Genomic DNA, 17145 nt, shown 5'->3' on the forward strand with positions numbered 1-17145 from the left:
CGACTCGCAGGAGAGGACTGCCCTCATGCTGACCGCAACCAAACCCATGGCCCTCACTCCCGAGCAGCTGTGGGTCTTCGTCACCGGCGAGAACAACGCCGTCGACGTCGCCCGCCTCGCGCACGCGCCCGAAATCGGCGGCTTCATCGCCCTACCGATCTCCGCGTTCGACCCTTACGCGCTGCTGCCCGCCTACGCGCCGACCGGCGAACTCCTGGAGGGCTGGCGGTGGGCCACCACCCAAGACGTCGACGCCTACGCGCACCTGTTCGCCTGACCCGGAGCACCCTTGACCGTCTCGACCAGGACCCTCAGCCCCACCACCAAGACCGTGGTGGGGCTGGGAGCCGTCGCCGAGCCGGACATCCTGCGCCGCGCGAGTAGCCCTGACTACCGCTGGTGGCTCGCCCACGTCATGCCCGCGGCTGCCTGCTCCCGGCCTGTGCGCCTTCGCGTGGAAGCGGACTGGGGCGGCGGTGAGGTCGAGCGGGTCACCGACGACATGCCGGACGGGCTGCTCTACGTCGCCTGCAAGAACCGCCGCGCCTCGGTCTGCCCGGCGTGCGCGGAGACCTATCGGGCCGACACCTACCAGCTCGTGAAAGCGGGTCTCGTCGGCGGGAAGGGCGTCCCGGAGACCGTTACCGAGCATCCATGCTTCTTCGTCACGCTCACCGCGCCGGCCTTCGGGGCCGTGCACACTCGCGTGGTCAGCAACGGGCAGGTCAAGCCCTGTCGGCCCCGGCGGTACGCCCCGCTCTGCCCGCATGGTCGTTCGACCGAGTGCAGGGTGCGCCATGGCGAGGGTGACTCGTGCATGGGGGAGCCGATCTGCCGGGACTGCTACGACTACGACGCGCAGGCCGTCTGGAACTTCCACGCCGGGGAGCTGTGGCGGCGCACCACGATCACACTCAACAGGTACCTCAAGGCGGCCGCCAAGGACCGGGGCGTTCAGGTGCGGCTGTCGTACGCCAAGGTGGCCGAGTACCAGCGGCGCGGTGTCGTGCACTTCCACGCCCTGATCAGGCTCGATGGCCTCGACCTGAACGATCCGTATACCATCGTCGCGCCGGATCCGAGTATCACGCCGGAGCTGCTGAGCAGCCTTATCGACACCGCTGCGATTGTCACACGCTTCACCACGGCACCCCACCCCCGGCGACGCACCGGCTGGACCATCACCTGGGGCAAGCAGCGCGAGATCCGCCCCGTCCACCTTCGCGCGAGCGATCACGATGACCGCGGGGCGCTGACAACCACCGCTGTGGCCGCCTACCTCGCCAAGTACGCCACCAAGGCCACCGAGGAAGCCGGGCACGTCTCCCGGCGGCTGACGCAGCTCGACGCGAACATGCACGCGGAGCGCGACAACCATCAGTCCCGGCAGCTCGTCGCCTGCTGGCGGCTCGGGCAGCGGCCCTTCTACTACACCGGCAAGCAGCAGCGCACCGAGTGGGCCAAAGGCTGGGGCAAGCTCCAGAAGTGGGCGCACATGCTCGGCTTCGGCGGCCACTTCTCCACCAAGAGCCGCTGCTACTCCACCACGCTGACAGCGCTTAGGGCAGTCCGTAAGGCATTCCACCGCGGCGAACACCCCGAAGAGACCCTGCCGACCGATGCGGACGAAGACGGCGAACAGTCCGCGGTGACCCTGAACTGGATCTTCGTTGGCGTCGGGTGGTTGACCATCGGCGACGCCGCCCTGGCGAACACGGCCGCGGCCAAGGCGCGGGAGCGCAAACGTGTTGCGCGAGAAGAGATCGAAGGACACTGAAGGGAGAAGCAATGGAACCGATCCTGCTCCGCGTCGACGAAGCCGCGCACCTGCTCGGCATCGGCCGGACGCGGGTCTACGACTTGATCCGATTAGGACAGTTGCGATCCGTCAAGGTGTTCGGCTCGCGCCGGATTCCTCGGGACGCAGTCGACGAGTACGTGCGGTCCCTAAATGCGCAGGCGGCGTGATGGCGAAGCGTGCGGCCAACGGGATGGGCACGATTGTGCAGCGCAAGGACGGGCGTTACCAGGCGGCCGTCTACGTGCTCACGGTGCACGGCACCCGGCAGCGGAAGTACGTCTACGGCAAAACTTGGGAGGAGGTGAACAACAAGCGCATCGAGCTGCTCGACAACAACCGCAAGGGCGTGCCGTCGATCTCCTCATCGATGAAGCTGGGGGACTACCTAGACTACTGGCTGGACGAGATCGTGCGGGTCGAGCGCGGGGCCTCGACGTACTCGGGGTACGAGGTCGTCGTCCGGCGGTACCTCAAGCCGCTGCTCGGGTCGCGGAAGCTGAACGCTCTGACGCCGGCCGATGTCCGGAAGATGCTCGCGAAGCTCCGGAAGATGGAGACGGTGCACGGCCGGAAGCTGTCGGCGCGCTACGTGCAGAACGTGTTCGAGGTGTTGCGGAGTGCGCTCAACAACGCGGTGCGGGAAGAGCTGATCGGACGCAACGTGACCACCCTGGTCAAGGCACCGTCACGGGATCACTTCGAGGTCGAGCCCATGTCGGCGGCCGACGCGCGGCGGTTCATCCGACATGCCTCTGAGCACTGGCTGTCCGCGCTCTGGCTCGTGCTGATCACCACTGGGCTGCGCAAGGGTGAGGTGCTGGGGCTGGCCTGGTCGGACATCAACCTGGCCACGGGGGAGTTCCACGTGCGGCGGACGGTCCAGCGGGTGCGGGGCAAGTTGATGTTCGGCGAGCCCAAGACGAAGAAGTCGCGGCGCGTGCTGTACCTGCCGCCTGTCTGTCTGGCGGCGCTCAAGGCGCACCGCCGGGACACCGCCGAGCGGCTGACCGAACCCCTGAACCCGGCACCGGGGCAGCCGGACGATCTTGTGTTCATCACCCGTTCGGGGAGGGTGGTCGAGCCCCGGAATGTGAACACCATGCTCGACCGGGTGCTACGGAGAGCGAGCATCGATCGCAGCCGCGTGCATGACTTGCGCCACACCTGCGCGACGCTGCTCCTGGAGGACGGGGCGACCATCCGCGAGGTGATGGAGCAGCTGGGCCACGCCTCGATCACGACCACGGCCAACATCTACGGTCATGTGCTGGACCAGGCGAAGCGGCAGATGGCTGAGCGGATGAACCAGCTGGCCGCGGGGAACTGATGTCACCCCTGGATGTCAACAGGGCCCCGGATGATCTCCGGGGCCCTGTTTGCGCTGCTCCCCCGGCTGGACTCGAACCAGCAACCCTTCGGCTAACACGCGAAAGCGCTGGATCGAGACCGTCCGGGGGTGTACGAGGCGGATTAGCAGATGTAAACGGCCGTCAGGGGCTGTCCGGGGCGCACGGCGGTGCACCAATACACTGGGTTTTTACTGGATCCATGAGGCTCACCCCTGTGGATCAAGCTCATCGCCCGGCAAGTAGTTCACCGCTTCCAGCGCCGCCACCGCAGCAGCGTTCGGCTTGAACCGCGTCCGATAATGCCGCTCCACCACCGCAACCGTGTTGCCCAACTGGTCCGCGATCATGTTCGTCGGGAGACCGGCCTCGTTCAACACGTCGGTCACCGTCTTGCGCCACACATGCGACGTGATCCCCTCATAGCCGACCTCCTTGAACGCCTCCTGCAGACGGTTGATCACGATCGACGGGTCCATCCACCCGCCCTTGTTCGACGGGAACAGCGGCCCCCCACCGGACGCGAGTTTCAACCGCCGCCACGTCGGCACCGACCACTGCGGCACCCGCAGATCCAGCACCTCACCGCGGCCCGGGTTGTCGCCCTTGCGATACCGCACCCGCACGATGCCCTCCCCATCGATCCGAATCAGATGGTGCCGGACCCGGACCCGCGCATGAACCGGATCGACATCGTCCCCGGCGAGCGCCAACAGCTCACCGATCCGCACACCCGTCGTCAACATGCACGTCTGAATGTCGGGCAGCTTCAACCACACCCGGCCCCGCCCGCCGAGCCGGCGGCCGGTCTTGTCGAACTGCTTACGCTGCCCGAGATCGACCAGCTTGCGGTGAAGGTCCGCCCGCTCCTCCCCGGACAGGGCCCGGATCTCCTTCTGCTCACCCACCACCAGACGGCTCGTCGCGGCCATCGGGTTCGACGTCATCGCGCCGTTCCGGATCGCGAACATGCAGATGCTGTTCAGCACCGTCCGCAAGGTCTTCGCCGCGGCGTAGCTGCGTTCCTTGCGGCACCTCTTCAGCAGCCTGTTGAAGCTGCCAGGCATCCGCTCCGCCTCACGTGCCTGCAACTGCCCGATCGCAGGCTTGACCCAGTTCTTCACGTAGGACTTGAAGTTCCGCACAGAGTTCGGGGAGATACCACCCAAATCGCGCTCAGTTTCGATCTCGTCGATCCACAGATCGATCACCCGTGTCATGCGGGTCTCGCCCGAGATCTCGCCGCCGATGGCCTCGTTCGCGAGGACGGTCAGCCGCTCCCGCAGGTTGTTGATAGCGGCCGTCTTCGACGGGCCTGATCGCTCGATCTGCGGGAGGCTCCCGTCCGCCATGCGGAAGTAGGTGTAGGCGGTGAACTTCTTGACCGTCACGCCAGCCTTGTTGACGTAGGAGCGGTCTTTGACGTTGATGGTGCCGTGGTGCCCGACCGGCGTTGGTGGGCGCGCCATCAGTCAGCCCGTTCGACGGGGCGCAGTGGCGTGGCGCCCCGGGTGCCGCGGTGACCTGATCGCGGCTCGACGACCGCCGCGAACGAATGAGCCTTGATCGCAGAGAGTAGCCGCTCCTCCATGCCGTTCATCGCGTTCATCATCTGCTCATCAATCCGGTCGGTGCGATCATCGATGATTTTGATCAAATGCTTCTTCAGGCGCTCCTGCGCGCGATGCTGCTGCTTAGCAGCCGTCCAGTGCGAAAGCGCTACCGTGGCACAAACCCAAGCAATTACCATCGCAGCCAAGAAAAAAGATAGAGCTCTTTGTTCGCCGTATGCCCTGCGGCGAGTAACCAGCCGACGAACCCGGCCGCGATCGTTGCACCTGCGGCAACCCACATCAACAGCGCGGGCAGATGATCATTTACTGGTGTGGTGGGCCTCTTCCCTGACACCGTGTTCCCTTCATTCGAACTCACGCTCGATGAGCACTCCTCAGCATCCGATCTTTCTACCCCAGCATGGCGAGCGTTACAGGGCATACGCCCAGATGGCCCAGTCGTGATCTCAACTTCGTATCACCGCATCACGCACCCTGGCGGCGGTCCGTCTTAGCGCTTTCAGTCGACTCCTGTCTGATCTGATTGGCGGCTTCAACCCAGTCCAAAGCTGCCTCCGAGTTGCCGGTGGCCTCGATGATGAGCTTCGCGATCTCCCTCACTTCGGTCGGCTCCATTCGGGCGATCCGCTCACGCGGGGTGAGGTCCGCTTGGATCTCACCCCGCCGGGGGAGATCGCCCGGGCTGTAGCCGTCCCGAAGGATCTGATCAATCCAGCCACGCGGTCGCTGTAACGCGTCCTCGATCTGACGTTTCTTCGCCGGCTGGTAGCTGCGCTCCTCGCCCGTCTCCATGGCCTGAACCAGGCTGAGGCTCACTCCGGCAAGTTCCGCGACCTTGCGCTGGGAGAAGAGTAAGGCGGTTCTGGCATCACGGACGGCCTTGGACAGAGCGTCGTAGTGCGGCATGGAGCGGATTGTCGCAGGTCTGACCTGGTTTTGACCTGCTCCTGTAGTCGCCCTTTAACGCTCGGCGACCTGATCTGACCTTAGATATAACCTCGATTGACCTGATTGTGACCTGAAAACACGGGGCTTGCCGTTGAAATCAGGTCAGATCAGGTCTACGGTAACGGTCATGACACAGGACCCCGGAGAGTCGCCGACAGCCTCCGACGACCCCGTGGGCACGGGCCCCGAGCGGGATCAGGAGAAACTCGCCTACCGCATGGAGAAGGTTGCCGAGCTGCTCGATGTCAGCTACTGGACCATCCGTGGGCTCATCCGCAGCGGACGGCTCGCCCACATCAAGGTCGGCAAGTACAACCTCGTGCCCCACACCGAGATCGAACGCTTCCTCGAAGACCAAAAGGTCCCCAAGAGCGCCTGAAAGAAGACGGGTCAGGTGCTGGCACACCCGACCCGCCGCACCACATGAGAGCACGCCAACAGAAGGGGAACTTCTCATGGGCTCAACCACCATAACCGATCTGGCCGCGTTACGCAGACCACGCGAGCTGCTACACGTGTGGGCCGCCTGCGACCAGGCACGCGACAACGGCGCGGAGCGGTCCGCTCCCGAGTTCCACGATGACCGCCTCGTCGAGGCCTGGTACTCCGGGTACGACGGCGCGCCCCTGCCGTACTGGGGTGTCGACACACCACGACTCGTGGGTCGTCACGACCAGGGTGCGGTTCCGGTGCCGCGGTATGTGAAGTCGCTGCGTGCGCAGTGTGGGCTGCACTCGTGGACCACCGGTCCCGCCCGTCACGCAGCGGACCTGCGCGAGGCGGTGGCGTCGTGAACCCCGTCGACCGTGCCCGCATCCTCATCGACCACGCCGAAGCGAACGGCCTCGAAGACGGTCTCTACCACCTCACCAGCCTCACTTTCGACCGTGTGGGTGTGCTGCTTGGTGGAGTCTCGCTCGCTCAGCTTGTGCGCTGGGGCGACACGCTCACCGCACCGCACATCGAGATCGCCAACTACGAGGGCAGCCTGCAAGTCAACGTCCGCGGCGCGATCGAAACGCTGGCGGTCGAGGTGTGCCTGATCGTGCGCAGCGGTGTCGAGTTCGAGCGGCTCCAGAACGCCGCGATGGCCGGCAGCCACAGCTACGACATGTTCCGCGCGTTCGTGGGGGAGGTGACCGAGTGATGGTCACCAAAGCCACCCACGACCGGGTCGTCCGCATCGGGAACCAGCTCACCACTCTCGGAGAGTGGGTCGTCACCGTCATCGCGGCGGTCGCCGCCGGTGCGCTCGCGGCGGGGATCCTCGGCACCCTCTTCCTCGTCCTCCTCGACCTGGCCGGGAGGCACTGATGACCGCCAACGCGCTCCGGTTCCTGTCCGAACACATCGCCATGCGTGGCCTGTCGGACATCACACCGATCCGGTTCGAGTTCGGCCCCAACATGCCCCGCGTCGTGGTCCCTGATCGGGACTTCAGCGCGCTCGCCCGCTGGGCCGTGTCCCTGTCGTACGTGCGGGTCGAGCATGCGGTGGGCGGTTTCCACGCCCACGGCCGCCTCGGCTCCGGGATGGAAATCCACGTCGTGTCGTTCACCAGCTACAACACCGGCCCCGGTGACGAGTTGCCCTACGGGGAGATGAAACTCGGGCTGCTGGAGTGGCTGGCGCGGAACCAGATCGAGGGGGCCGCGGCATGAGCGCGATTCACGTGGCCGACCTGGAGTTCAAGCTCATGGCCTCACCGGGCATCTGGGGTGGTCACGGCACGATGCAGTTCCGGTGGGACCGCCGTATTCCGTGGGAAGTGCTCCTCGTGTTACCCACCGAGACGTGGCACATCAGCCGGGACACCCTGACCGAGGGTGTGGACTTCGCCGACGGCGACGGGCTCATCTACGTGCGCCACGTCGAAGAGGGTGTGGAGATCGTCCTCGCCAGCCCTAAGGGCGGTGAAGCGGTCCTGTTGTTCGATCGGGACGATCTGCTGGATTTCCTGGACATGACATGGCAGGTCGTGCCGGCCGGCGCTGAAACGATCGACATCGACAGCGGGTTGGACAAGCTGTTGGGGAGGGCGTCGTGAGCGCCCACCGCAACGTCACCGACGTGTCCACCGCCACCGTCAACACCACTCTCGGGATGCTGTTCGCGGTCGCTGCGCTCACCGTCTCCCTGATCCGCCCCGACGTGGTCGGTGTGCTGGCCGCGATCCCCACCGGGTGGCGGATCCTGCTCGTCCCCGTGTCCGTTGCCGTGCTCCTCGCGGTCGTGTGGATCGGGCTGTGCACCGTCCTGCCGATGGTGCTCGACGACAAGCCGGGCCGGCACCGTCCCGCACCAGGTAGGCGGCGGGTGGCGGCATGACCCGAACCACGATGCGGGGTTCGGTGACCCCGCAGCAGTACCGCGCCCTCCGGTTGATGTCCGAGGGCAAGGAGATGCGGGAGATCGCGGAAGCGATGGGCATCACCTACGAGACCGTGCGCTCCCACCTGAAGTACGCCTACGAGCGTCTGGGGGCGCGGGACGGCGCCCATGCGGTGCGCCTCTGCTACGAGCGCGGCATCTTCCGCCTCCCCACCACAGACCACGAAGAGACAAGGAACTGACCATGCGTACCTACCTGAAGCGCCTCGTGCGCAAGATGACCTCCCTGGACTTCACCTGCTCACGCTGCGGGGCGACCGTCACGGCCTTCCCGTGCTGGAACTGCGGCAGCAGGCGATGAGCTACCAGGACCCGATCCGGGACGAGGTGGTGAAACTCATCCACGCCCGGTGTCGGGAGATCTGCGATGACGGAACCACCTACGTCAACGTGTTCGACCTCATCAAGATGATGACCGAGCTGGTTCGGGATCACCGGGCGCGGGTCGAAGCGTTGGAGCAACGGCTCGCGCAGTACGAGACGCCTGACGAGGACAGGTGAACCCGTGACGATCCCGGCGTGGACGCGCTGGTTCACCTCCCTCGCCGCACTGCCCCAAGCCTGCCCCGTCGGACATGCCCCCGATGAACACCTCACCTGGGAAACGGTGTCGATGGCTACCGATTCACCGCCCCCTGCCCTCACTGCGCGGACCCTGCCGAGTTTCTGCGGCACCTGAACCTCCCCGAGACGCGGCACCAGGCCGCGTCCTGATCCCCGAGAAGACAGAGAGACATGAAGAAACTCCTCACCACCGTTGCCGCCGCAGCCGCCGTGCTGCTGGTGCCGGGTGTCGCGCACGCCGACACCGTCACCGTGACCGACAAGTCCGGCGTGGACTTCTCCCAGACCCGGGCGACCGGGCACTGGGATTTCACCCCGGACGGGTTGCACGTGTGGACCGACAGCGCCACCTCCACCGACAAGGTCGCCGCCTACCTGCCCGTCACCGCACCCCTCGCGTCCGCCGCCTCGGCGGGAGCGGCACTGGAGTGGGAGGGCACCAGCCCCGCGCCGGGCTACCAGCTCGCCGGCACATGGGACGGACACAGCTTCATCCTCGTCGGTGAAACCGTGTACGGCGGCAAGTGGTGGGTGTCGGATGCCTACTGCGGCACATGGTGCGCCGAACTGGACGTGCCCTGGTCAGGTGGGGGAGGGGCAGCCCATTCCGCGACCCTCGCACAGTGGTCCACCGCCATGCCGGGCGCTCAGATCACCGCGATCGGGTTCTCCCTCGGCTCCGGAGTGAAGGGCGACGGGCTGGTGAAGTCCCTGACGTACGGGAACACCGTCTACCGGTTCACGCTCGCCACCGACACCACCACCACCACGACCACGGTCCCGTCCGACACCACAACAACCACGACGGGCTCGGGCGACGAGAACACACCAACCACGGTCAGCACCAACCCCGGCGATGACACCGAAACATCCAACACCACGGGCGGCGCCGGGGCCGGAGTGGTCACCACGACAACGACGAGTTCGGCACTGCCCGTGGCGGGAGACTCCCCGGACCGGTTGGCCTACACCGGCGCCAGCAGCGCCCTGCCCTGGCTTCTCACCGGCGGCGGTCTACTCCTCCTCGGCGGTGGGGCGCTCCTGTTCCTTACCCGCCGCCGCCGCTCCTCCTGAGACACGGGTGGCGGCGTCCCCCTGACCACACGACGAGACGCCACCACCCACACCACCGCTTCCCTCCGGGAGACACCCATGTTCGCCATCGCCAGACGCGCCGCGCTCCGACTCGGGACCGCCGCCCTCGCCGTCCTCGCGTTCTGCCGTGTCCTCGGCTGGATCGTTGACACCGGCGACGACCAGGCATTCGAAGACATGCAGTGGACCGAAGCCGACGATGTGGCCGCGAACAACGCCTACTGGAACCCGCGATGAACCAGCCGAAGAAGCGCCTCAACGTCGCGGTCACCGCCGACACCATCGCCGCGCTCGACAACCTCATGACCCGCGAAGGCGTGACCCTCACCGAAGCGGTGCGCCGTCTCATCGGCTACGGCGACTGCATCTACCAGCACGCCAAGGTCCAGCGGGGGCGGGTACTGCTCCTGGACCGCGACAGCGAGACGACTAGGGAGGTGACCCTCCTGTGAGCAGCATGGTCGATGCCGCCCCGGTGCGGCAGCACGTGCGGTCCCTCCATGAGCGCGGAATGCCGCTGGACACCATCGCGAAAGTCGCGAACGTGTCGAAGCAAACCCTCACGTACCTGATCTACGGCAGCCCCGCCAGCGGGAAGGGACCCGCGAAACGGGTGCACATCATGAACGCGAGACGGCTGCGCGCCGTGCAATTCAACCTCGACTATCTGGACAGCAACACCCGCATCGACGGGACCCCCACCCGGCGTCGTCTCCAGGCGCTCGCGGCGGCGGGGTGGAGCAATGTCGAGTTGGCACGACGGCTCGGCGTCCGCGAGCAGTGGGTCCACAGCGTCATGGTCGGACGCCGCCCGAAGGTGTTGGTCCACACGCACCGCCGGATCGTTGACCTGCACCGCGAGCTGTGGGACCAGGAGCCGCCCCAAACGACGATCCAGGAACAGACCACGGTGCTGCGGGCACTCCGCCGCGCCGCGAAGTACGGGTACCTGCCGACGTTGGCGTGGGACGACATCGACAACGACCCCGAACCCGCCCGACCCCCACGCCAACCCGACCTAGTTGATGAGGTCGCGTTGCAGCGCGCCATCCACACCGGCGACGGCTCAACACTCACCGAGGCCGAGAAAACGGAACTGGTGCGGCGGTTGCTCGCCAAGGGAGCCACGAAGAGCGAAGCGGCGCGGATCGTGCACTGGTCGGGGCACCGCATCAACAAGGAGGTCGCGGCATGACGTACCCCCGGATCCCCTCCGAAGCCGAGCTGCGTCGCCTCTACGCCAGCCCGTGCCCGATGGAGAAGGCGTTCTTCGAGTTGGCCGGCGCGGTCGAGTTCATCCGGCAGGAGAAGCTGGAAGACCAGGCGAAGCCGGTGTCGTGCGAGAAGTGCCGCTACTGGCATGTGGTGCCGGTCGGCGAGGTCAAGGCTGGTGCGGCATGAAGTGGCTGCGCCGTCGCTTCGCCCAGCCCGCGTTGGAAGCGTTGACCGACATGACCGCCCGCGCGTTGACCGCCGAGGACCGGGCCGAAGAGCTGGCGCGGGAAAACGAGCACCTCCGCTCGTTGGAGGCGTCCACCAGGAAACTTCTCACCGATCTGATCGAGCCCCCGCCGGTGGGGGATTGCATCAAGGTCCGGTTGCGGTCCCGCGACGAGGCGGAGGCGTTCGCACGCCGCGTTGAACGCGAGTCCGGCGCGGAGCCGGGCACGATGGAGGCGGTGCAGTGTAAACGCTGCCCCCGCCAAATCATCTCTTCGGAGCGGTTCTGGCACATCCGCCACGTCCGCCCGTCGCAGCGGAACCGCAACGGGGCGCAGTACGCGCGGACCCGGCCGCGTGAGTTGGGCCGGATCTCGCCTGCGGACATCGCCCGAATCCGCAACCGGGTTGAGGGGGCAGCATGAGCGGCCCGCGGATACTCCTCACCATCTCCCGCACCTGGACCCAATGGTCCACCGTCCGACGCGCCATGACCACCACCCTGGAACGCTACCCCGACGCTGTGCTCGTCCACGGGGACGACCCGGACAGTGACCGGAAAGCCGCCGGTATCTGGAAGTCCCTCGGCGGCACGCAGGAACCCGTGCCGGCGGACTGGGACCACTGCGACCCTGAGCAGGACGTGGCCTGCCGCAAGGCGCATCGCAAGCAGCGGCGGGACGGCACCTGGTACTGCCCCACAGCCGGGCTGCGCCGCAACACGGCCATGCTCGAATCCGGACCCGACCTGTGCCTGTCGTTCATCCACAACCGCTCACGCGGCGCGAGTGACTGCACCCGCAAAGCCAAAGCTGTGGGGATCCTCGTCGTCCCCTACACCACCGAGGAGCACGTGTGAAGCCCGCCGAGCATGGGACAGCTACGAGCTACCGCAAAGGGTGCCGATGCGACGTGTGTAAAGAGGCGCAGAGCGTCCGCGCCAAAGAAGCTTACAGGCGTAAAAAGTCGTTAGCCCCAAAGAAGCACAACGCCAGCACTTATAAGCAGTACGGCTGCCGATGCGACGTGTGCAAGCGAGCGAACAGCGAAGAAAAGAGAACTCACCGCCGCTCACGCCGTTCGAAGAAGCCAAGCAAGCACAACTACGTGACGTACACCGAGTACGGCTGCCGGTGTCAGGAGTGTTGCGAGGACTTCGAAGCGCATCGCCCGGACACAGTGCTGCGCAAGCAAGAAGCAACGAAGTCCGAGGCGCGCAGGAACGGTTACGAGTGGACTGGGCCGGAGCTGGAGATCTTGTGCCGCGACGATCTGACAGCTAAGGAAAAGGCGTTTATGACGGGGCGTACCTACTACGCTGTTGCCCAGCAGATCCACCTCATGAACATCGGTGATAGAGGAAAGCTGAACCTCGCTGGGGTTCGTAACCTCCCGGAGGTCCTGAAGCCATGAAGCGCGGGAAAGGCCTCCACCGCAAGACCCCGCTCCGCACCACGAAGCCGTTGAAGGCGAAGCGGATCTCGATCGCGCCCGGGAAGACCACCACCAACCCGCGCAAGCCGAAACGACCCGCGACGCAGCCCGGCGAAACCGAGACACGCGCGATCGTCCGCGCCCGATCCGGAGGCTGGTGCGAAGTCGCAATCCCGGGCGTCTGCCTCGGCCGAGCCACCAACTACCAGCATCGAGTCAACCGCAGCCAGGGCGGCAAGTACACCCCCTCCGCAGCCCTGGACGCGTGCGGAAGCGGCACGACAGGTTGCCACGGGGCTATCCACGCCTCCCCAGCACGGGCGTACGAGAACGGGTGGTCGGTGCGCTCCACCGACCACCCGTTGACCCGGCCCGTTCTGCGCCGCGGCGAATGGGTCCTGCTTGACGATGCCGGCGGGTACACGCCCGCCCTGAACCTAGGAGCCGCGTGATGGCCGGGAACCCGACAAAAGACTCCAAGGACGACCTCGCCTACTGCCCACACCTCCCCGACGGCAGAGCAGCAGCGGCGCGGGTATCACGCGGCATCGCCGACGCCTCAGACCTCGCGATCGACGTGCGAGAAAGGGACCTCGCCGAAGTGTGGGGCCGAGTTCTGCGGTGGAGCGAACAAGACCCCATCCGGCTCGCCGCCGCCGTCGTCACACTCGCCGCGATGGTGCCACTCGACCAGGACGGGCTCCTGGACTGGACCGTGAACTGCGGCGGCCTGGCTGGCTTGCAGCCGCGTCCGCCGATACCGCGCATGCGAGGGGAGCGCGCAGCATGACCCAACACCCACTGGCCGCGTTCATGGCCGGACTCCGCGGCGACCGGGACCAGGAGGACTGGCAAGACCTCGCGCTGTGCGCCGAAACCGACCCGGAGGCGTACTTCCCCGAGAAGGGCGGATCCACCGCAGCCGCCAAAGCGACCTGCGACCGCTGCGACGTGCGGGAACAGTGCCTCGACTACGCGTTGACCGAGGACATCCACTTCGGCGTGTGGGGAGGCACCTCAGAGCGGGAACGCCGCAAACTCCGCGCCGAGCGCCGCGCACCCAAACTCCCGGTGACCGAGGCGTCCGTGACGCTGCTACGAGACCCCGCCCGGATTGCGGCGGTCCTCGCCGGCGACACCAACCAAGCAGCCTGACAAACAGGGGGAGCAGTGCACCGCCACAACAACACGGCCGACGTGGGCCGCGCCATCGAAGACACCCTCCACGCCGCCGGGCGACTCCCCGCCGGAAGCATCGTCGAGGTCGACTACATCACCGGCGTCAAGATCCGCGTACTGCACCCGGACGGGCACCTCGACGAGTGGTACGACGGGTTCGTCGCCCCCAGCATCACCGACCACGAAGCCGTCGCGGTCGCGGACTTCATGCTCAACCGCACCCGACAGCACCTGGACGGCTAGGTGCGGGACCGATGGGCAGACTTCGACGGCTCGACGAACCTGGGCGCGAGGGCAACCTGGTCCTTCGCGATGTCCACGACCGCGTTCGGGTTCACCATCACCCGCATCATGTACACGGCCGCGAGCAGCTGGTTCGGCCGGAGAGCAGGCAGGAGAGACTGCGCCTCCTCCAGAAGCACGTCCAACTCCTTCCTGGGCGGGTGGTGTTCTTCGAGGATCGGTGCGCGGGCCGGGTCGAGCCCGGCCTTCTCCAAGGCGTCAGCGAGGTCCCAGTCGAACAGGCGGGCGGCCTTGACGACAAACTCCTCGCTCGGCGGGTAGTCATGCCGCCCGCCGCGGTGCTGGATGTACCCGTTCTCAACCTGGTTCCAGTGGGTTTGGGCGATGCCGGCCAACCGTGCGGCGGGTGCGCGTTTGAGCCCGGCAGCCTCTCGGCGCTGGACGAGTTCCTGCACGAAGGGTGCCGCGTCGGCTGCGGTGCGCTTCTTTTCGGATGGCATGACGTTCAGTGTCGCAGCTCTGCTAGCAGAGTTTCTACCGCCTCGCCCGCCAGTGATCAAGGTTTCCGCATTCCAGTTAGCTGCTGCTTGCAGAGCTAACAGGAGCTAGCTAGGATGGTGTCATGACCGAGATCGTACCCATCCCCCAGCCGACCGAGTTCGGCGTGATGGCCCGCGCCAAGCGGAAGCAGCTCGGCTGGAGCCTGTCCGAAACCGCCCGCCGCGCCGGAATCGGGTTCTCCACCGTTCGGCAGGCCGAGCTGGGATACATGCAGGTCAAAGGCGGCCAGAAGGTCGCTTTCACCCCCACGCCCCGCACCGTGCGGCTACTGGCCATCGCCCTCGGCATCCCCGTGGCCGATGCCCTCCGCGCCGCTGGGCACACCCCCGACCCCGACGACCACGACCCAGTTCCAGCGCCACGCCCGGCGACGGACCGGTTCGTGATGATCGCGAAGACTCTTCAGCCGCTGCTGAAGGATCTCGCGGAGGAACTGTCGGTGCTCAGCGCGTCGGCAACTGCCGAGCCGGACCGGCTGGCCTCCTAGTTTCCCCGCCTCTAGCCGCGCCACACCTGTTGGTTGCGGCTACGAGTCGTCCCCAAAAACCGCCATCCACCCACGATCAACCTGGGGAGAACACCCATGGCATTGCGAAGCAGGCGACCCACCGGAGCCACATCGTGGCCCCTGATCCTCCTCGCCGGTGAAGCGAAGACCGGCAAAACCTACGCCGCCGCCCAGTTCACCGGCGACGAACGAGTCGGGCGCTGCTTCTGGCTCGACCTCGGCGAAGGCTGCGCCGACGAGTACGGCGCTGTCCCCGGCGCGGACTACGAAATCATCGAACACGACGGCACCTGGATCGACATCATCAGCCAGGTCGAAGAGGTCCGCGCGATCGCTGCTGAAGCCCTCAAACAGGGCGAGAAGCCCGTGGTGCTGGTCATCGACTCTATGACTGCGGAATGGGCGATGCTGTCGCAGTGGGCCGACAAGCGGGCCCGCCGCTCGAAGAACAACAAGAAGCTCCTCGCCGAAGACCCGGACGCCGAGATCGACATCACGTCGAACTTCTGGAACGACGCCACCTCCCGCCACAACCGGTTGATGAACATCCTGAAGACGTTCCCCGGCATCGTGGTGATGACCGCGCTGGAGACAGAGAAGACCCAGTTCGGGCCCGCCGGCCGGCCGATTCAGGGGGCCCCGAAGGTCGCCAAGCCCGACGCGCAGAAGCGATTGGGCGCTGACGCGACGGTGTGGATCCGCCTGGCGCAGGACCACGAGCCGACCGTGGTGGGTTTGCGGTCGGTGAAGTACACGATCCAGCCCGGCAAGGACAAGCCTCGGCCGATCCAGGACTTCTCCCTGGGGAAGCTGGTGTTCGAGTTGATGAAGCTCGACGCGTCCACTCAGGTGCGGGACATCCCGGAGCTGAACGCGGACCAGCGTGTGCCGGGTGAGGATCCGGCTGCGGATGAGGAAGCGGCGAAGCGGGAACGCGCTGAGGCGGCTCACGAGGTGTTGCAGGCCGCAGCTCAGTTGGGGTGGTCGCAGGACAAGCTGTTCGAGACGTACACGGCGGAGAAGAACGGCGCTGATCTTCGCCAGGTCTCTGATGTGACGAAGTTGCGCGAGTACGCCGCGGATCTGCGGGCTCGTGCTCAGCAGTCGGAGAAGCCCGCTGAGAAGCCCGTGAGGGCCGTCGCATGACTTGCCAGCAGTTCGAGTCCGGAGCCGTCGTCTGTCGCCCCGACGACCGGTTCCTCCGCAAGGAGATCCGCTACTGCCCCGTCGACCAGTGCCGTACCGAGATGGTCGCTCGGTACGAAGCCTGGTACGGCATGTTCCTGTTCTGCTGCAAGTGCGGCGACTCGTGGTGCGACGGGGAGATGCACGCGCGGCCGTTCGAGCGCGGCTGGCGACGCAAGGCGGTCAAGCGCCACCGGGCGATGTGGGACCGCGCCAGCCACGGCCAGCCTCCCACGTTCGAGGAGCTGTGCCCCGAGTACGCCGAGGAGGCATCGTGACCACGTTCTTCGAGGAGCAGACCGCCCGCGACCTCACCATCGCCACCGTCATCGCGGACGGGCACTTCACCGCCAAAGGACTCCAGGACGAGTGCCGCCGCTGGTCCCTGTGCGGCGACTGCGACACCGAATCCCCCGAACTGCGGTGGCTGCACGAACAGATCGCGTGGGAAGACGACCACACCGTCTGGTACTGCGAACGCCGCTTCGACGAAACCGAGTCGCTCGACCCCGAGGACCCGGAACTCTTCCCCCTGCCGCACATCCCCGCCTACGCGCGCCGGCTCGAACCGCTACCGGAGCGCGAGCATGTGACGGTGCGGACTGACCCGTCTTACCTGCCGAGCCGACGGCCGCAGGCCATGCCGCAGAGGAAAGCAGCATGAAGGCGATCACCGTCCGACAGCCTTGGGCATGGGCAATCGCCAAGGGCTACAAGCCGATCGAGAACCGAACCTGGTCCACCGACCACCGTGGCCTGATCGCGATCCACGCGGCGGCTAAGAGCGTGTCTTACGTGGTGATCGACCGCTGGTGAGCGATGATCTTGGCTGTGGTTGATCGGTTGTCGCTGCGGTTGGTGCCGGATGAACTATGG

The 17145-nt window shown here is 66.3% G+C and carries 33 protein-coding genes and 1 pseudogene; 30 read left to right on the top strand and 4 right to left on the bottom strand.

Features of this window, described 5'->3' with window-relative positions; all coding sequences use genetic code 11:
- The first annotated feature begins 25 nt into the window (after positions 1-25).
- Genes ABZ215_RS33390 through ABZ215_RS33405 form a run of 4 tightly spaced genes read left to right on the top strand, consistent with a single transcriptional unit; the run spans position 26 to position 3128 of the window.
- A complete protein-coding gene (locus ABZ215_RS33390) occupies positions 26-277 on the top strand; it encodes a hypothetical protein (RefSeq protein WP_354954261.1) in 252 nt (83 codons plus the stop codon).
- A gap of 12 nt (positions 278-289) precedes the next feature.
- Complete coding sequence (locus tag ABZ215_RS33395; RefSeq protein WP_354954263.1) at positions 290-1777, top strand: replication initiator; 1488 nt, start codon at positions 290-292, stop codon at positions 1775-1777.
- Between the two features lie 11 nt (positions 1778-1788).
- The gene (locus ABZ215_RS33400; protein ID WP_354954265.1) at positions 1789-1968 is read left to right on the top strand and encodes a helix-turn-helix domain-containing protein; all 180 of its coding nucleotides are present in this window, start codon (positions 1789-1791) and stop codon (positions 1966-1968) included.
- Positions 1968-3128, top strand: a complete 1161-nt coding sequence (locus ABZ215_RS33405) for a tyrosine-type recombinase/integrase (RefSeq protein WP_354954267.1) — start codon at positions 1968-1970, stop codon at positions 3126-3128. Before ABZ215_RS33400 ends, ABZ215_RS33405 begins: the two co-directional genes overlap by 1 nt.
- 228 nt (positions 3129-3356) lie before the next feature.
- Here ABZ215_RS33405 and ABZ215_RS33410 read toward each other — a convergent pair whose 3' ends face one another.
- From ABZ215_RS33410 to ABZ215_RS33420, 3 genes are all read right to left on the bottom strand, one after another.
- On the bottom strand, positions 3357-4616 hold the full coding sequence (locus ABZ215_RS33410) for a site-specific integrase (RefSeq protein ID WP_354954269.1): 1260 nt from the start codon (positions 4614-4616) through the stop codon (positions 3357-3359).
- Positions 4616-4906 carry a hypothetical protein gene (locus ABZ215_RS33415; RefSeq protein ID WP_354954271.1) on the bottom strand — a complete coding sequence of 97 codons (291 nt, stop codon included), beginning with the start codon at positions 4904-4906 and terminating at the stop codon, positions 4616-4618. The genes ABZ215_RS33410 and ABZ215_RS33415 overlap by 1 nt, the downstream gene beginning before the upstream one ends.
- Before the next feature lie 280 nt (positions 4907-5186).
- Entirely contained in the window at positions 5187-5627 is a 441-nt protein-coding gene (locus tag ABZ215_RS33420) for a helix-turn-helix transcriptional regulator (RefSeq protein ID WP_354954273.1), read from the bottom strand.
- Positions 5628-5796: 169 nt separating this feature from the next.
- On the opposite strand from ABZ215_RS33420, the gene ABZ215_RS33425 reads away from it, so the two are divergent.
- The 21 genes and pseudogenes from ABZ215_RS33425 to ABZ215_RS33525 all read left to right on the top strand — a co-directional run bounded on the left by ABZ215_RS33425 (position 5797) and on the right by ABZ215_RS33525 (position 14015).
- Complete coding sequence (locus tag ABZ215_RS33425) at positions 5797-6048, top strand: helix-turn-helix domain-containing protein (protein ID WP_354954275.1); 252 nt, start codon at positions 5797-5799, stop codon at positions 6046-6048.
- A 136-nt stretch (positions 6049-6184) separates the two neighbouring features.
- Positions 6185-6463, top strand: coding sequence for a hypothetical protein (locus ABZ215_RS33430; RefSeq protein ID WP_354954277.1), 279 nt, complete (start codon positions 6185-6187; stop codon positions 6461-6463).
- Positions 6460-6816: a hypothetical protein gene (locus ABZ215_RS33435; RefSeq protein WP_354954279.1), complete on the top strand. Its 357-nt coding sequence runs from the start codon at positions 6460-6462 to the stop codon at positions 6814-6816. The genes ABZ215_RS33430 and ABZ215_RS33435 overlap by 4 nt, the downstream gene beginning before the upstream one ends.
- Positions 6816-6983 carry a hypothetical protein gene (locus ABZ215_RS33440; RefSeq protein ID WP_354954281.1) on the top strand — a complete coding sequence of 56 codons (168 nt, stop codon included), beginning with the start codon at positions 6816-6818 and terminating at the stop codon, positions 6981-6983. Before ABZ215_RS33435 ends, ABZ215_RS33440 begins: the two co-directional genes overlap by 1 nt.
- On the top strand, positions 6983-7330 hold the full coding sequence (locus tag ABZ215_RS33445) for a hypothetical protein (RefSeq protein WP_354954283.1): 348 nt from the start codon (positions 6983-6985) through the stop codon (positions 7328-7330). The genes ABZ215_RS33440 and ABZ215_RS33445 overlap by 1 nt, the downstream gene beginning before the upstream one ends.
- Entirely contained in the window at positions 7327-7716 is a 390-nt protein-coding gene (locus ABZ215_RS33450; protein WP_354954285.1) for an SsgA family sporulation/cell division regulator, read from the top strand. Before ABZ215_RS33445 ends, ABZ215_RS33450 begins: the two co-directional genes overlap by 4 nt.
- Complete coding sequence (locus ABZ215_RS33455) at positions 7713-7997, top strand: hypothetical protein (RefSeq protein ID WP_354954287.1); 285 nt, start codon at positions 7713-7715, stop codon at positions 7995-7997. The genes ABZ215_RS33450 and ABZ215_RS33455 overlap by 4 nt, the downstream gene beginning before the upstream one ends.
- On the top strand, positions 7994-8242 hold the full coding sequence (locus tag ABZ215_RS33460) for a helix-turn-helix transcriptional regulator (RefSeq protein ID WP_354954289.1): 249 nt from the start codon (positions 7994-7996) through the stop codon (positions 8240-8242). Before ABZ215_RS33455 ends, ABZ215_RS33460 begins: the two co-directional genes overlap by 4 nt.
- Before the next feature lie 91 nt (positions 8243-8333).
- Positions 8334-8561, top strand: a complete 228-nt coding sequence (locus ABZ215_RS33465) for a hypothetical protein (protein ID WP_354954291.1) — start codon at positions 8334-8336, stop codon at positions 8559-8561.
- A gap of 234 nt (positions 8562-8795) precedes the next feature.
- Positions 8796-9698 carry an LPXTG cell wall anchor domain-containing protein gene (locus ABZ215_RS33470; protein WP_354954293.1) on the top strand — a complete coding sequence of 301 codons (903 nt, stop codon included), beginning with the start codon at positions 8796-8798 and terminating at the stop codon, positions 9696-9698.
- 78 nt (positions 9699-9776) lie between these two features.
- Positions 9777-9956, top strand: coding sequence for a hypothetical protein (locus ABZ215_RS33475; RefSeq protein WP_354954295.1), 180 nt, complete (start codon positions 9777-9779; stop codon positions 9954-9956).
- Positions 9953-10171 (top strand): hypothetical protein, encoded by a 219-nt coding sequence (locus tag ABZ215_RS33480; RefSeq protein WP_354954297.1) that lies wholly within the window; start codon positions 9953-9955, stop codon positions 10169-10171. Before ABZ215_RS33475 ends, ABZ215_RS33480 begins: the two co-directional genes overlap by 4 nt.
- Positions 10168-10914 carry a hypothetical protein gene (locus tag ABZ215_RS33485; RefSeq protein WP_354954299.1) on the top strand — a complete coding sequence of 249 codons (747 nt, stop codon included), beginning with the start codon at positions 10168-10170 and terminating at the stop codon, positions 10912-10914. The genes ABZ215_RS33480 and ABZ215_RS33485 overlap by 4 nt, the downstream gene beginning before the upstream one ends.
- Positions 10911-11120, top strand: coding sequence for a hypothetical protein (locus tag ABZ215_RS33490; protein ID WP_354954301.1), 210 nt, complete (start codon positions 10911-10913; stop codon positions 11118-11120). The genes ABZ215_RS33485 and ABZ215_RS33490 overlap by 4 nt, the downstream gene beginning before the upstream one ends.
- Positions 11117-11584, top strand: coding sequence for a hypothetical protein (locus ABZ215_RS33495; protein ID WP_354954303.1), 468 nt, complete (start codon positions 11117-11119; stop codon positions 11582-11584). Before ABZ215_RS33490 ends, ABZ215_RS33495 begins: the two co-directional genes overlap by 4 nt.
- Positions 11581-12018 (top strand): SLOG family protein, encoded by a 438-nt coding sequence (locus tag ABZ215_RS33500; protein WP_354954305.1) that lies wholly within the window; start codon positions 11581-11583, stop codon positions 12016-12018. The genes ABZ215_RS33495 and ABZ215_RS33500 overlap by 4 nt, the downstream gene beginning before the upstream one ends.
- A complete protein-coding gene (locus ABZ215_RS33505; protein WP_354954307.1) occupies positions 12015-12572 on the top strand; it encodes a hypothetical protein in 558 nt (185 codons plus the stop codon). The genes ABZ215_RS33500 and ABZ215_RS33505 overlap by 4 nt, the downstream gene beginning before the upstream one ends.
- Positions 12569-13045: a hypothetical protein gene (locus ABZ215_RS33510; protein WP_354954309.1), complete on the top strand. Its 477-nt coding sequence runs from the start codon at positions 12569-12571 to the stop codon at positions 13043-13045. The genes ABZ215_RS33505 and ABZ215_RS33510 overlap by 4 nt, the downstream gene beginning before the upstream one ends.
- Positions 13045-13383 carry a hypothetical protein gene (locus tag ABZ215_RS33515; RefSeq protein ID WP_354954311.1) on the top strand — a complete coding sequence of 113 codons (339 nt, stop codon included), beginning with the start codon at positions 13045-13047 and terminating at the stop codon, positions 13381-13383. Before ABZ215_RS33510 ends, ABZ215_RS33515 begins: the two co-directional genes overlap by 1 nt.
- Positions 13384-13406: 23 nt before the next feature.
- Positions 13407-13637: pseudogene (locus tag ABZ215_RS33520) on the top strand (WhiB family transcriptional regulator); the annotation flags it as partial.
- 126 nt (positions 13638-13763) lie between these two features.
- The gene (locus tag ABZ215_RS33525; protein WP_354954313.1) at positions 13764-14015 is read left to right on the top strand and encodes a hypothetical protein; all 252 of its coding nucleotides are present in this window, start codon (positions 13764-13766) and stop codon (positions 14013-14015) included.
- On the opposite strand, the gene ABZ215_RS33530 is transcribed toward ABZ215_RS33525, so the two are convergent.
- Positions 14012-14515 (bottom strand): helix-turn-helix transcriptional regulator, encoded by a 504-nt coding sequence (locus ABZ215_RS33530; protein WP_354954315.1) that lies wholly within the window; start codon positions 14513-14515, stop codon positions 14012-14014. The genes ABZ215_RS33525 and ABZ215_RS33530 overlap by 4 nt on opposite strands.
- Before the next feature lie 122 nt (positions 14516-14637).
- Between ABZ215_RS33530 and ABZ215_RS33535 the strand changes: the two genes are divergently transcribed.
- From ABZ215_RS33535 to ABZ215_RS33555, 5 genes are all read left to right on the top strand, one after another.
- Positions 14638-15063: a helix-turn-helix transcriptional regulator gene (locus ABZ215_RS33535; protein WP_354954317.1), complete on the top strand. Its 426-nt coding sequence runs from the start codon at positions 14638-14640 to the stop codon at positions 15061-15063.
- A 96-nt stretch (positions 15064-15159) separates the two neighbouring features.
- Entirely contained in the window at positions 15160-16230 is a 1071-nt protein-coding gene (locus tag ABZ215_RS33540) for an AAA family ATPase (RefSeq protein WP_354954319.1), read from the top strand.
- Positions 16227-16547: a hypothetical protein gene (locus ABZ215_RS33545; RefSeq protein WP_354954320.1), complete on the top strand. Its 321-nt coding sequence runs from the start codon at positions 16227-16229 to the stop codon at positions 16545-16547. The genes ABZ215_RS33540 and ABZ215_RS33545 overlap by 4 nt, the downstream gene beginning before the upstream one ends.
- A complete protein-coding gene (locus ABZ215_RS33550; protein ID WP_354954321.1) occupies positions 16544-16933 on the top strand; it encodes a hypothetical protein in 390 nt (129 codons plus the stop codon). Before ABZ215_RS33545 ends, ABZ215_RS33550 begins: the two co-directional genes overlap by 4 nt.
- Positions 16930-17085 carry an ASCH domain-containing protein gene (locus ABZ215_RS33555; protein ID WP_354954322.1) on the top strand — a complete coding sequence of 52 codons (156 nt, stop codon included), beginning with the start codon at positions 16930-16932 and terminating at the stop codon, positions 17083-17085. Before ABZ215_RS33550 ends, ABZ215_RS33555 begins: the two co-directional genes overlap by 4 nt.
- Positions 17086-17145 lie beyond the last annotated feature (60 nt).

Origin of the sequence: Amycolatopsis sp. NPDC006131, assembly GCF_040614175.1 — a bacterium.
Taxonomy (GTDB): domain Bacteria; phylum Actinomycetota; class Actinomycetes; order Mycobacteriales; family Pseudonocardiaceae; genus Amycolatopsis_E; species Amycolatopsis_E tucumanensis.